This window comes from Bradyrhizobium sp. 61, from assembly GCF_023073075.1.
In the GTDB taxonomy this organism is placed as follows: Bacteria; Pseudomonadota; Alphaproteobacteria; order Rhizobiales; family Xanthobacteraceae; genus Bradyrhizobium; species Bradyrhizobium barranii.
In genome coordinates this window covers 1-13133 of the sequence record NZ_JADPIU010000119.1, presented here as the reverse complement: position 1 = coordinate 13133, position 13133 = coordinate 1, and the positions used below count along the sequence as shown (strand labels likewise).

At 55.3% G+C, this 13133-nt stretch carries 12 protein-coding genes; 7 read left to right on the top strand and 5 right to left on the bottom strand.

Annotated features, from left to right (window positions below; translation table 11 throughout):
* Positions 1 to 77: 77 nt before the first annotated feature.
* Positions 78 to 1100, bottom strand: coding sequence for a class I SAM-dependent methyltransferase (locus IVB46_RS43860; protein ID WP_247315306.1), 1023 nt, complete (start codon positions 1098 to 1100; stop codon positions 78 to 80).
* A gap of 693 nt (positions 1101 to 1793) precedes the next feature.
* On the opposite strand from IVB46_RS43860, the gene IVB46_RS43855 reads away from it, so the two are divergent.
* Genes IVB46_RS43855 through IVB46_RS43845 form a run of 3 tightly spaced genes read left to right on the top strand, consistent with a single transcriptional unit; the run spans position 1794 to position 3850 of the window.
* Positions 1794 to 2903 carry a GNAT family N-acetyltransferase gene (locus IVB46_RS43855; RefSeq protein ID WP_247346139.1) on the top strand — a complete coding sequence of 370 codons (1110 nt, stop codon included), beginning with the start codon at positions 1794 to 1796 and terminating at the stop codon, positions 2901 to 2903.
* Positions 2881 to 3291 carry a hypothetical protein gene (locus IVB46_RS43850; RefSeq protein WP_247346134.1) on the top strand — a complete coding sequence of 137 codons (411 nt, stop codon included), beginning with the start codon at positions 2881 to 2883 and terminating at the stop codon, positions 3289 to 3291. Before IVB46_RS43855 ends, IVB46_RS43850 begins: the two co-directional genes overlap by 23 nt.
* Positions 3272 to 3850: an ATP-binding protein gene (locus tag IVB46_RS43845; RefSeq protein ID WP_249807814.1), complete on the top strand. Its 579-nt coding sequence runs from the start codon at positions 3272 to 3274 to the stop codon at positions 3848 to 3850. The genes IVB46_RS43850 and IVB46_RS43845 overlap by 20 nt, the downstream gene beginning before the upstream one ends.
* Here the strand turns inward: IVB46_RS43845 and IVB46_RS43840 are convergent.
* Positions 3803 to 4342 carry a GNAT family N-acetyltransferase gene (locus tag IVB46_RS43840; protein WP_247346123.1) on the bottom strand — a complete coding sequence of 180 codons (540 nt, stop codon included), beginning with the start codon at positions 4340 to 4342 and terminating at the stop codon, positions 3803 to 3805. The genes IVB46_RS43845 and IVB46_RS43840 overlap by 48 nt on opposite strands.
* 2 nt (positions 4343 to 4344) lie before the next feature.
* Positions 4345 to 5385: a hypothetical protein gene (locus IVB46_RS43835; protein ID WP_247346120.1), complete on the bottom strand. Its 1041-nt coding sequence runs from the start codon at positions 5383 to 5385 to the stop codon at positions 4345 to 4347.
* Positions 5386 to 5698: 313 nt separating this feature from the next.
* Here IVB46_RS43835 and IVB46_RS43830 point away from each other — a divergent pair, with 313 nt between their 5' ends.
* The 3 genes from IVB46_RS43830 (at position 5699) to IVB46_RS43820 (ending at position 8609) form a co-directional block, all read left to right on the top strand.
* On the top strand, positions 5699 to 6766 hold the full coding sequence (locus tag IVB46_RS43830; protein ID WP_247346117.1) for a DUF4062 domain-containing protein: 1068 nt from the start codon (positions 5699 to 5701) through the stop codon (positions 6764 to 6766).
* 32 nt (positions 6767 to 6798) lie between these two features.
* Positions 6799 to 7779 carry a DUF4238 domain-containing protein gene (locus tag IVB46_RS43825; RefSeq protein WP_247346114.1) on the top strand — a complete coding sequence of 327 codons (981 nt, stop codon included), beginning with the start codon at positions 6799 to 6801 and terminating at the stop codon, positions 7777 to 7779.
* Between the two features lie 128 nt (positions 7780 to 7907).
* Complete coding sequence (locus IVB46_RS43820) at positions 7908 to 8609, top strand: recombinase family protein (protein WP_247346111.1); 702 nt, start codon at positions 7908 to 7910, stop codon at positions 8607 to 8609.
* Positions 8610 to 10085: 1476 nt separating this feature from the next.
* On the opposite strand, the gene IVB46_RS43815 is transcribed toward IVB46_RS43820, so the two are convergent.
* Both IVB46_RS43815 and IVB46_RS43810 read right to left on the bottom strand, forming a co-directional pair.
* The gene (locus IVB46_RS43815) at positions 10086 to 11798 is read right to left on the bottom strand and encodes an IS630 family transposase (protein WP_247346108.1); all 1713 of its coding nucleotides are present in this window, start codon (positions 11796 to 11798) and stop codon (positions 10086 to 10088) included.
* 53 nt (positions 11799 to 11851) lie between these two features.
* Entirely contained in the window at positions 11852 to 12466 is a 615-nt protein-coding gene (locus IVB46_RS43810; RefSeq protein ID WP_247346105.1) for a glutathione S-transferase N-terminal domain-containing protein, read from the bottom strand.
* 242 nt (positions 12467 to 12708) lie between these two features.
* On the opposite strand from IVB46_RS43810, the gene IVB46_RS43805 reads away from it, so the two are divergent.
* Positions 12709 to 12894, top strand: a complete 186-nt coding sequence (locus IVB46_RS43805) for a hypothetical protein (protein ID WP_247346103.1) — start codon at positions 12709 to 12711, stop codon at positions 12892 to 12894.
* Positions 12895 to 13133: the final 239 nt, after the last annotated feature.

Below are 13133 nucleotides of genomic sequence, written 5' to 3'. Positions count from 1 at the left end.
TCGGAACGGGGCTCTGGATTCTTGATTTTGACGCGTTTTCTTGACGCGAACCGGTGTCCACTTCGCTAGAAAACGCTTTAGGTCGGCACCGCGACGCAGGCTGTTGGCGCAACGGCTCGCCGGCTGCGCACCACGAGCAGGAGATGGGTGGCGCGGTCCATGAACTCCGTGCGCGAGGCATACGCCTTCTCGAGCCGCTCGAGTTCATCCGCAAGCTGACCTTCGCCCGTCGGAGCGCGGGGATTCCACCGCGAATCCGGCATAAATCGACTGTGAAAGAGGTCGAGGCCCCGCACATCCTCGATGTCGAAACAGCCGGTGAGATAATTTCGCAATTCAACCGCGGTAAACAAATGAAAGCTGAATGCAATCTGCCTGCCGTCGCTGAGGTCGATTTCGCAGCGGTCCCTGACGTGATCCTGTTTCAATCGGCGGACTTTCTCGATCGAGTCCACAAAGGCCGTTGGCATACTGCCGATCGGACGTACCGTGGTTATGAAATATCCCGATGTGACGCGTGCGATCTCTCTCGAGATTTCCGGCAGGCGTGCGACGGGCAGATGGCTCAGCGCGCTGTACAGGCAAAGAGTCAGATCAACCGAGGCATCCGCTTCCGGCAGCCGGTCCGCAAGGTCGGCGACGTCGAATGTGACACTTACGCCTGGAAGGCTGGAGAGATTTCGCGCAGCCCATTGTGCCCGCTGTACTTGCGCCTGTGCGATGTCGAATCCGCGCGCGGTAATGCTGCTGAATCCGAGCACGTGCGCGCGGATGACCAGTCGGCGCAGCCAGGTACCGGGTCCGCAACCCGCATCCAGGAACCTGACTGAGCTTGCGCCGGAAGCCCGTAGGTCGGTCAGTTTCTTCTCCAATACGGCCCAGACGCAGCGGTCTGCGTACGCGTGCATTCCGTCAAAGGCAAAGAGCCGCGAGGGATCCCCGTCAGCGTAAGAGACATAATCGTCACCAGCCTGGTTGTAGATATCGGCAACGTCATCAGTTGCCTCATTATCAACTGCCTGGACAGAATGCCCAACGCTATGGGGGACGGGCAAATTTGACGCCCATTTCCGCGCAGGGATTGAATCGTGGTCAAACATGTCCGGCCTGCCAGATATGAAATGGGGTTTCCACTTTTGCGGCTCATACGGCTTGAGAGCCGGCCGACGCGCAGAAGGTGTGCCGGGGGCGATATGAAATCGAGACTGATTGCTGTTGTGATTAATAAGCGCTTCATATACGGCTGATTCAACTCAGCCAGTTTGTCGCCGTTCACCGGCGAAAATTCGCCGCTTGCCGATCGAGACCACCCCTCCCGAAACATCGACCTGTCACTGACACGGCAACTCGTTCAGTTGCTGTGCAAATTGGCAAACCAACATCGCGCAAAGTGGCAAACCTGCCGAGCGGCTTGTGCGATCAATCGATTAACGCACGGGGTCGCGCTCCAGAAGCGGAGCGGCATCGTACAAGATCGCAGAGTATCGTGGATTTGGCGCTCCCTAGGGGAGACGAAGGGCAACATGCGAAGACACTGAAAAGACGGGACAAATCAGCTCAGCTGCGGAGCACTTGCTACCACGTAGTGCTACCATCATCAAGGCAATCGACAGCGACCATCAAGCCAGTCTCGGTGCTGCCCGGCGGGCCCTTCGACAGTTCCTTTTTTGGAAGAGGCCGAGAACGTGTCCCACTAAAGCTTTGCCAACGGTGAAGAACGACCGATGAAGGACCTCCTGCTCCGGTGTTGATCTCTGTGCCGAAAGCCGCCCTCGCGCCTTACATAAGGTTGTGTGACCGCAGCAAATCAGTCTAAAAGTTGTGATAACTCGCAGCTGGGGGGCAGCGTGGCAGGTAGGCAGCTTCGACTAACGAAATTTCGAGACCTTCGCCTTAGTGACCCGTTCTTTGACAGCCTCAAGAGCGCCTATGTCGAATTTGCGGATTGGTTTGCTCGAAAAGCTGACACAGACGTGTACGTGGTCGAGGACGACGCTGCCGTTCTAAGCGGCATGATTTACCTGAAGCCCGAACAAGGCGCTGTTTCTGACGTTACTCCTCCGCTTGCGGATCTCAAATGGCTGAAGGTCGGCACCCTAAAGATAGAGGGTCGGGGTACTAAATTGGGCGAGCGCGTGCTCAAGAAAATCTTCGATACAGCCATCGACGAAAATATGGATGGGATCTACGTGACCATCTTTGATGTGCACGAAGACTTAATCCGGCTATTCGAACGTTACGGGTTCCAGAGGGTCGGCACTAAGACAACACAAAGCGGCGAGGAATTGGTTTACGCGAGGCGCTTGGATCAGTTTTCGGGCGACATGATCAGTGACTACCCTTTCGTGCATATTGCTGGAAAGAAGGCTTGGCTACTTGCGGTGTACCCCGAATACCACACGCAGCTACTGCCTGATTCAATCCTGAAAAACGAACCCCGAGAAATTGTTCGGGATGTCTCGCACACCAACACGATCCATAAGGTCTACATCGGTAAAATACCGTTGACCCGCATGTCCCCGGGAGACGCGGTAGTAATCTATCGAACAACAGACCACCAAGGGCCAGCATTCTACCGTTCCGTTGCATCATCCATTTGCATCGTAGAAGAAATTCGTCGTAAGAGAGACTTCGCGAACATCGAGGCGTTTTTGGAATACACGGCCCCGCATAGCGTTTTCACTGAAGACGAACTGCGAGACCAGTATGTGGAAAGCCCCCGCTTGTATGTCGCGCGCATGACATACAACGTTGCGTTCAATCGGCGCATCACTCGTGGCCGATTGATCGAGGAAGCCCATGTCACAGCACAGCCGAGATGGGATCTTCGAGAACTTACGTCGACACAGTTTCGCGACATTGTAGAAATGGGAGACGTAAATGCGCGTATTGTTATCGATTAAGCCCGTTCACGTCGAGAATATCCTATCAGGTGCGAAGACGTTTGAATTTAGGCGCAAGATATTCTCACGACGGGACATCAAAACGGTGCTTATTTACTGCACCCGTCCGGTCGGCCGACTGGTAGGAGAATTTGATATCGCGGAGATTTTGGAGGGGCATCCCGAGCAGCTGTGGCTCAAAACTCGTTCAGGCTCAGGTATCTCAAAGGAATACTACGATGGATACTTCTGCGGGCGAACGCAGGCCTATGCTCTTAAAATTGGTGCTGTTAGACCATTTGCAGAGCACATCAACCCCTCCCAGGTGATGAAGAATTTCAGTCCGCCTCAGTCTTTTATGTACGTCGGCCATCAACGAGCACCCCTCTTTGAACACGCCCATATCTAGAATCGGGATTGTACTAGTCTTCGGCATCTCCGGTGTGGGGAAGTCGACCGCTTGCGCGTCCTACGTGGCCCGGCATCCATCGGTTTTGCACACGAGCGCCGGAGCGTTATTGCAAGCCGCCAAAAACATCGACAGCGCCATTTTGCGAACGGACGTCGCAGGCAATATTTTGCAGAATCAAAATCTGCTCGGCGAGGCGCTTAAGCATTTTAGGTTGGGCCGCGAAACGTCAGACGTATTAATCGACGCACATAGCGTCATCGACAATGATTATGAGCTGATTGAGGTACCTATTGATGCAGTCCGAGCAATGAGCCCTGACGGGCTAGTGCTTCTCGAAGCTCCGCCCGAACTGGTGGCTGAAAGACGAAGAAAGGACGCTCGCTTACGCCCATCTCGAACGGCTGAAGAACTTCAGTTTCAAACAGGCGTAGCCCGTCGAGTCTGCGAAAGTTACGCTAGCGAACTCGGTTTGCCTCTCGAGATCGGAACAGCGATGCACGATGGCGATCTAGAACTGCTCATCCAGCGGATGATATCCCGCAGGCGGATCGGCTAATGGGCCGAAGCGACGCTCTGCCGCGACATGTTCATTGAATGCAATTTCTGCGGTGTTCGGCAGGTACAATCCTTGCTGAACAGACGTCAGGTTAAATCCATAGAAATCGAAGATGCGTTCGAATGCTGGCAACCGATTCTCACTCACCGTCAGATGTGGCTTATCGTCGTTGAGCCAGCGAAGCACTTCATCAAATAAGCGAACACCAATCCCACGCCCAAAGTAGCTGGGCGCAATCCGAACAGTGCAAATCTTGTTCTCTCCGGGCTCACGTTTTCCAATGGCTAATCCGACGAGTTGTCCGTGTCTCTCGACCCGAAGCAGTATTCGGCTCTCGTTTCGAAGGCCTGGAACGACCTTTGTCCGAAACCAAGCCTCAATCCCCGGATAATCGCGGGAAAGTGGAATCAGGAAGGCCAGCGCCTCACTCTCCTGAGTGGTGAGAGGCGCTGCCACTTGGCGGCCGTTCAGAAGGACATTTGCTCGAGTCATTGTCATTTTCCAAACGAAGAAGCCAGAAACGAAAGCGCACTCGTCAGGGAAGGCTCAATCGCGGAAGCTGTAAGATTACCCAAGACGCCAAATGCAAAGGCGATGATCAAGTAGTTCTTCAAAATCTGGCGTCCGGTACGCCGCGTCTGCATCTTCACGAATGCGGAGAAATCTTTGATTCCGGCCGGGTCTATCTCTCGCCAGTGGTAAACCATCATACCATCTGGGATTCCACTTGGAACATAATCATTCCAGAAATTATGCTCCAATAGGCGACTTTTATGCAGGAGCCGACTACTGAGCGTCACGTCTGCAAGCACAGGAACAGCCGTCAGAAACGCAACCCTCGTAAGAGTCACCGGCGGCCTATCGGCGGCATCGGCGAGCATGAGGTTCTCTACCCGATTAGGCAATGTACGTGCCTCGTTGAGTCTTAGGTCAACGTACTCCACCTCATCAAACCCGCTTTGAAATAGACGATCACGCGGAGTAATTGTGCGGACAAATGGCTCCTTGTTTTCGATATACATCCGAAGTCGAAAATAGACGGGCGACCCGGCCGCGAGATTTGTACAGACCTCATCGATGGCCTGCCTTGTGATCGTGAGCAAAGTGCCACCTGAATTCTCCGATACGGCGAGCTGTTTCTCATCCAGCGCTCCATTTTTCGTCATGAAGATGTGGACGCGACAAAAAGGAGTTCCCTCCTTGATCAACTCCACGCACTGCGGACCTCTCCTAGAATTGCATGTCAGAGGCTCATTGAAGATGCCTTGCGCGATTTCAACGCGGGCAAAGTACGGCGCGCAATCCTCAATCGCCGTCAGGGGCAACGAGAACGGTAGGAAGATATTTACCTTCGCTACCTGGGCTGGCTCGGATAGCCACACTCCCAATTCCAAAAAGTCGCGAACCCGGCCGTTCTTGCCTTTGAAATCTGCATCCCCGGCCACGCGCCAATAATTGCAGTGGACCTCGGCGGTCGCCTCTCCGTGGCGAGCCCGATGGACGCACCAGACGGCAACACTTCCATCACTACTCATAGATGCCCCTGAGACCGCAGCGAATGAAATGCGCGGCCAAACCCTTCCACGATTTGCGTGAAGATGTCCACGCCCGACGTACAACCAGAAAGACGCATTCACAGCCAAACAAGTAGTCGCTACCGCATCGCGGCGAGACACAGTGCTCAGAGGTCGCCGCCAATAGGCTGCGCGCCGGTGCTCATAACCTGACGCTCATTCCTCCGCGAACGCCTCGCCCGCAAAGCTACCCGACCCGCGAGCTGGGTGCCCCTCACTTGCAGGTAGTTCAGGCCGCCGTAAACTACCGTTTTGACCGATTCTTGGGCATCCCATGACCTTTAACGCGCAAGTCTTCCGGATATTCATTGCCTCCCCGTCCGACCTGACCGAGGAACGCGACGCCGCGACCGAGGTAATAAATGACTGGAACGCCCAGCACGCCGCTGCAGAAGGCGTCGTCCTGTTGCCGGTTCGGTGGGAAACCCATGCCCGGCCGCAAAGCGGAACCCGACCCCAACAGGCCATAAACGACCAGCTCGTATCCAAGTGCGATATCTTGCTCGGGATGTTCTGGACGCGCGTAGGCACCAGCACTGGCGTTGCCGAATCCGGGACCATCGAGGAGTTCGATCAGTTCGTCGCGGTCTCGAAGCCAGCCCTTCTCTACTTTTCGCGGCGACCCATTGACCCCGCCCGGATTGACGCGAGGCAGCATGCGAAGCTCAAGGCGTTCAAAAAGCAAACGCTGACCAATGCGCTCGTCGGCGAGTTTGCCACCATCCAATCCCTCAAAGACCTACTCGTCCGAAACGTCACGGACCAGGTGCGTGAGCTCAAGGTCGATAAGCCGAAGCGCGACCGGCTTGAACAGCAGCGACGGATGACGGAGTTGTTCAAGCTCCACAAAGACGAGAACATCAGTCCAGAAGAGTTTGCGAAATTCAGCGAGCAGATGCTCGGGCCAAAACGCTCAAAAGCCCAAACATCAGATCCTATCAAGCCCGGCGAGACCGGGCCGAACGGCCACCCCATCATCTACCTGAAGAACGGTGACAAGGTTGAAGTGCTGCCCAACGACGAAGACCCGCACGGCGAACCGTGGCACATGATCTTGCGTCGGAACGACAAAGACCTATTGGCTGCACGCGAAGAGTTCTGGGAAAAGATCTGGTGGAACCGGCACATGATTTGGCTAGAGAAGCTGGCCCACGGAGAAGAGAAACTTAAGGCGTCTCAAAAGACCATCTTCGCAACCGCACGGAAAGCAGCTCGACGTATCGAGCGTAAGTACGGCAAAAAGAACCTTGGTTGGGATACGTTCGACTGGGGCATGGTGAACGGGAAGCTATCGGCGCTGAACTGGGTGCTGGGCGACGAGTGGGACTTCCTCGATACCTGACGATCAAGGCCCGCTGAAATAGGTATAGCCCGGTGACAGCACGACGACACCACTTCGTTTCTCAGTGCTACCTGAAGAACTTTGCCGGACCGCACAAAAAGGTGCCGCAGATACACGTGTATGACCGCGTCAGCAGGACCGCATTCCGTACCGGGATCGACAACGTCGGTGCAGAGCGCGACTTCAACCGGTTTGAGGCCGAAGGTCAGCAGCCCGATGCTTTCGAGAACTCGATGGCCGGGTTTGAAGGTGAACTGGACGGCGCACTGGGGCGAGTCATCTCCGCGCGCTCGCTCTCAAACGACGACGACCGGGCCTACCTGTTGAACTTCATCGGGCTGCAAGCGCTCCGTAATCCACGCCTACGCGAGATGATGCGGTCGGCCCTCGAGCAGACAGCAAAGATTGCGATGGACCTCATCCTCTCGTCGCGAGAGTCGTACGAACGGCACGTGAAGTCAGCGCGCGCGGCCGGTTCTGTCGTGCCTGAAGTTGGCTACGAGGAAATGAAAAAATTCTTCAAGTCTGAGCAGTACCGCGTTGAGGCGAACCGTGAGGCTCAGATTGAGCGCGAGATGCGAGTGTTTGAGAACACTCTGCCGTTACTCTTCCGTAGAGGCTGGCGGCTGCTTCGTGCACCGGCCCGTTCGGGTGGATTCATCACATCGGATCACCCATTCACTTTGATGTGGTCGGATCCGAAGATGCGTGGTGGTTTCTACGGCCCCGGCCTTGCTTTACCGAACACGGAAATTGTCTTTCCAATCTCTCCCGCCCTCGCTGTTATCGGTGCATTTGAAATTGAAAACGGGGAGCAGGATGTCAACGACGTGGCTGTCGCCTCATTGAACGGAGCTACCATTGCCCATGCCGAGCGCCAAGTTTATGCGCTCGACCGGAACTTCAAATACTCTATGCAGCACCATGAGCCGCTCCGCACTGAAGCGGACCTGATGACTGACACCCGTTTCCTGAATCGCCGGGCCGAGACGAAGAGCGAGTTGCAGGAATGATCGTGCCAACGAGCCACGGCAAATCGGAATCGCTGAGATTCCAAAACGGGCCTACTGCCTTTGACAGCCCCTGTTACAAATCCTTCTAACGTTCGTTACATTGATTTGTGTTTGACGGGGTCTAGGCTATGGCCGAGGGAAAATTCGTCTCTTATTTAAGAGTGTCCCGCGACAAGCAGGGTAAAAGCGGCCTTGGCCTTGAGGCCCAGCGTGCAGCCGTCGAGAGCTACCTAAATGGTGGTCGGTGGAAAGTGCTCTCTGAGTACGTCGAAGTGGAGAGCGGGAAAAGAAACGACCGTCCTAAGCTTACGGCCGCCCTCGCCCACGCCAAGGTCGCAGGCGCTAAGTTGGTCTTCGCCAAACTGGACCGGCTCACCCGCGACGTTGATCTTCTCCGGGCACTAGCGGCCAGCAGCGTGGATCTAGTGTTCTGCGACCTCCCCAGTGTGCCACCTGGAGCAATGGGGCGCTTCTTGTTGACACAGATGGCCGCCGTCGCTGAGTTGGAAGTCGGGCTCATCGGTGAACGCACCAAAGCGGCACTAGCGGCAGCCAAGGCGCGTGGCATCAAGCTCGGCAATCCCAATGGTGCCCGTGCTCTCCGAGGAAAGCAGGTTGGCAACGAGAAGGCCGTCCAAGCCCTCAAGCAATCCGCCGCACTTAGGGCCACCGACCTTAGGGGCATAGTCGATGACATTCGCAGCTCTGGCGTCACCACGGTGCGCGGCATTGCCCAAGAGCTTCACGCACGGGGCATCAGGGCTCCACGGGGAGACGTTTGGCATCCGACTGCGGTGTCACGCTTGCTCGGCCGCCTCAACGCGCAATAAGAGGAACGACCATGCACCACGTAGCAGACGCGACAGCTCTGATTCTCTTGGCCACAGCGTTCGTGGCGTTCGAAGCCATTTGGCCTGCGGTGCAGTGGGAGGCCTCGGGGGAGGCGACTGCTGCACTGAGGAGAACATTTGATCGGCGAAGGGCATCAGCGCAAAACCTAAAGCCTTTGGGTCCCATCGCGGCCCATGGGACCCTTTTGGACATCGGTCGCAATGCGGTTTCGAGTTCCTTAGATTAAAGGGCCGCTGCCGCCGCCGAGCTTTCGGCTGCAGTGCAAAGACCACGGGAGATGTGCGTCTAACCTGCGTGATCGCGGCGGCTCACGCTCTTTGGAAGCTTATGGTCACCTCCTGCATGTGTCAGCGAAGGGGCGCAAGTAGCTGCCAGAGAGTGCTCTATTAGTGCGAATACTGATCTGCTTTATTCCCGAACCCCACATCACAGGAGGTTCGGATGCCCAATGAACTTCAAGACCAATTTCACGAGCTATCATCTCGGCAGCGAGTGCTAGTCCTGCGTTTCGCCATAGCACTTCAAGTGCTCCGGGAGCTTTACTATCACCTCTCGTACGATCAAGCGTACACCTTCTTGGCCGTTTCGGCTGAGGAAGGACTTTCCGTTTCCGTGCTGGCGCGCCGCTGCGGTATAAAACCGCTCACTGTCTCAATACACGCGCCGACTAACTTCGCGTGTCATAAGACGTAAACCTGGTTTCGACCTTCTTACCGTCGTCGATAACAAGCTCAGTGACCTACGGTTACGTCACGTTTTTCTGACGGAACGTGGGCACCGCCTCGCCGCTCGAATGATTGAGGTCATGGAAAGCAATCCAAGGAAGCGAATTGGACCGATGGGTGAATTGTTCTTTGAGGATGAAGTCCAAGGCTCCATTTGGCCGGAGGAAGCAAGCGATGCTTCGCACTCGCAGTGAACTTCTGCGACGCTGGTACTCCTGCCTCTAGATGATGAGCCACGCCAGCATAGACGGCCCGAGATGCACAAACGCTAACGGGTCCCATACGCGATTATGAGACCCCTTGGCTCACCGGTGGGCAGCCTGATTTCAAGTTCCTCGGCTTCAAGCCGCCGCTGCCGTCGAGGTTACAGCAGCAATGCGCGGGAAATTGGCCAAGCAGCTTGTCCTCAGCGTTTCAGGTGGCCTTTCGCCGCGAGTTCTCTTTATCGTTGCAGGCATTGTTTTCAGCCTGCGTATTGCGGACGGCCTCGGCCAACATATCGCGCAACTGGTCCTTAGTCTTCGCGGGTTCCCGCTTCGGTGGTTGCCATTTTGTCATTAGCATTAGGTGGGGTGCCGAAGGAGAAATGGAAGCCCAATCTTGTCTGCTATGCAGCGTACAACGGACTTAATTGGGACATTGCTGCATGTCCGAAATGTGCCAACAAGAGACTCATGCACCGCAACAAATCGCTGCCGCAAGTACGTCCTTATCGATGAACTATATCGGTCATCTGTAGCGCGGATCTTTGCAGTTATTCGCGTCAGAAAACGCAGATAGCTCCCGCTCACTACCCCAGATTTTTTTCCCGGCTCTCTTTGGATGCTTCCGAAAATGAGCATTCCGATCTTCGAAGTATCGATCGATCGCTCCCTTTGCAATATCCGTAGACTTATAATCGCTGTTGTGAATTATCGCTCGGGCCATGCCACTGAAGACCGACTCGATTACATTCAAGAATTGAGCGCCTGCCGGTAATGGCGCGGTTTCGATGAGCGGTCCGCCCTCGTTGGAGGACGCCGTGTTGTGAGCATTGATACGGGCGAAAAGTTGTTTTGAAATGTGCCAAGACGCAGCGTCCCACGATAAGTAGAGCTTTCGGCGGTCACCGTATCTCTTGATCAAGACCTCCATCATACGGATCATCTCGGTGGTGTTTTTCTTTGCGCTGTAGAAATGTGTGACCTGATTGCCAGATAGTTCGAGCGCCGCCGTCATAATCAGGCATCCACGAGATTTTTGCCACTGAGGGACAGTCGGTTGAACACCGGCCGGAGACAGTGTGCGTCCGGGCTTGGCTTTGATTGCGAATGGGCCGTATTCATCAATCGAAAAGAAGGCTTCGTCGGGCTGCAGATTTGATAGGATATGCCGAATGTGAGCGAGCTTCTCCTTGTAGGCTGGGTCGGTCGAAGTCAGGACGATTTTCGCTTTTCGCCACTTGTAGCCTGCCGCTTTAATTATTCTAGCAATGAGCACGGTGCCAATTTCTATGCCGTTCTTATTCAACACTCGGCGCAGGAGTTCCATTGTCCAAGATGTTCGGTTGATGCCGTGATTTGTGGGCGGTTCGTGAAGAAGGCTGAAAATCGCTTTTCGCAAATCCTCGTTGTCGATTTTGCGGTTCGACTTGATTTGGGGGGCAAACAATCGAGGGACGCCCTCGCTTTCAAACATTTTTCTATATTTGCGAACGAAGGCTTTTCCGACGCCCAGAAATTCAGAAATTGTCCGGTTCGGAATATTTCTTCGGCTTGCCAAGGCTACCATGGCGCGGTTGCGATCCACGAGTCGGCCGTTGTGGAGTTGCAGAAGCAGCGCTGAAAAGCCCGGAGTATCGCTCAAACCGCAGTTGAGGTCGCCCTCATTTAGCTCGTTCTGAAGCAGCCGCCGCATCCATTCGATGTGCAACAGACGGTGACTCTCACGGCTAGACCGCGCCGATAGCATTTGAGGACATGCAGCCTCGCGTATGAATGGTCGAAGCTGTGCAGACGCAAATGGTGGTGGATGACCTCGCGCCAAGCACTTGATGAAGTCAAGCGCAAGAGGTCTTGGAAGACAAACCATCAAGTCATACGCATGTGTCCACGGGCTCTCTTCATCATGTGCCCGGCGATGGATGTAATTTCGTACGGAATCGTAACTTCCATCAAAACCCTCCTCACGGCTTAAATGATGGACGATATCTCGGATCGTCAGCCTGACGCCAAATGGAAACGACTCGCTGTCGCGCAGCAGTCGATCAATCGTTGGAATATATGGGGCCAATTTTGGGTATCTACTTCGCCTGCGGCGGTAGCCCGGAGGTTGCTCATGTGCGAGCATCTTGTTGATCGTTTGTCGGCTAATACCGGTTTCGGCGGACACCCGTTTTTTCGGAGCCCCTTTCTCTAAAATGCGCCGTCGGATTTCACGCCACTGCCGTATGTCGCGATACATGAAACACATCCCCCGCGATCAAATGCGCCAAGAGCGAAAGTTGACGGGGCCGCTTAAAGGTTGATTTTCTCTTTCGCCAGGATGTGTTCTACGGCTGGTCGCTCCAACATTCGATCCTTGAAGGCTGTGAAGTTCTTTAGCTCTTGCATTGGGTAGCCTCTGCGCAATCCCCAAGGGTAAAAGACGAGCAAGTAGGGGTCGGCTACCGAGTATTGGTCCAAGAACCAATCGCGCCCAGCCAGTTTGCTGTCGATCTGCTTGAGATATCCGTCGAATGTCTCTCGACCCCTTTCTTGTATCTGGGGATGCACGGCAGGGTCGGCGGCGTAACGGTCTGGCCTCCACATGTGCGCGACAGAAGGATGAACACTCGCCGCCAAGAACCCGATGAGTGACAGCACTCTCGCCTCTGCAATTGGATCGGTCGGCCAAAGTCCAAATCGCTTCCCCAGATACGGAAGTATCGCAGTGTTTTCCGTCAGAGGCTCACCGTCATCAAGGATCAACACAGGCACGCGGCCCTGCGGATTGATCTTCAAGTAGGTCTCAGAGCGTTGATCTGCATTAGCGAAGTTGACCCGCTGCGACTGAAACTCCTCGCCGCTTTCCTGCAGCACGATGTGCGGAGCCATCGAGCAAGCGCCCGGAGAAAAATACAACGTGAGCATATTCCGTCCCCCCGTTTTAGATTTGTGCCATCAAAACACGATACGCCAGCACCGAACAGGTTGAAATGGCCGCTTTAGGTCATTCGCGTGGCCTCAGGCACGTCCGCCTCAGGTTTGGTTTGGGGACCATACCGACCATTTGCTGGCGACTGCCGAATCAACCTGAGCGCCCTAAAGCGAACTCGCGCATCGGCTTGCACTGGCGTATCGTTTGTGTGGGCAATCAATAGGAGGTCGCGACGATGACACCTAGCGAAGCACTGCAGCACATCGTCACGCTCGTGGAAGCGTCAGCTAAATTGAAGGACGACACTCAGCGCAAGGTTTTGTTACGTGGCGTCGTCGTGGTCGCCCAGAAGGGTCTCGGCGTGGCACCGGATGGGGTGACCGAATACGAACCTAACGTCCTGACGTTCCCTACGCGGTAGGACGAGCGGGCGGCCTCGGTTCTACTGCGGTCCCTCAGCCAGCAGCAGCCTCAGCAAACTTTCGGTGCGCTTCAACGCAGCCTCGGTGACACCACGTGCGGGCGCGTATGGCAAAAGAACTCCTGTGGCCTTGATTGTATGGTACGCCTACGACGAAGGCCGCCTGATTGTCGCGTGCGCGCGGGCACGGCGAGCTATATGTGATGGCGTTGGGTGAAGGTCAGGCGGCTTGCTGATCG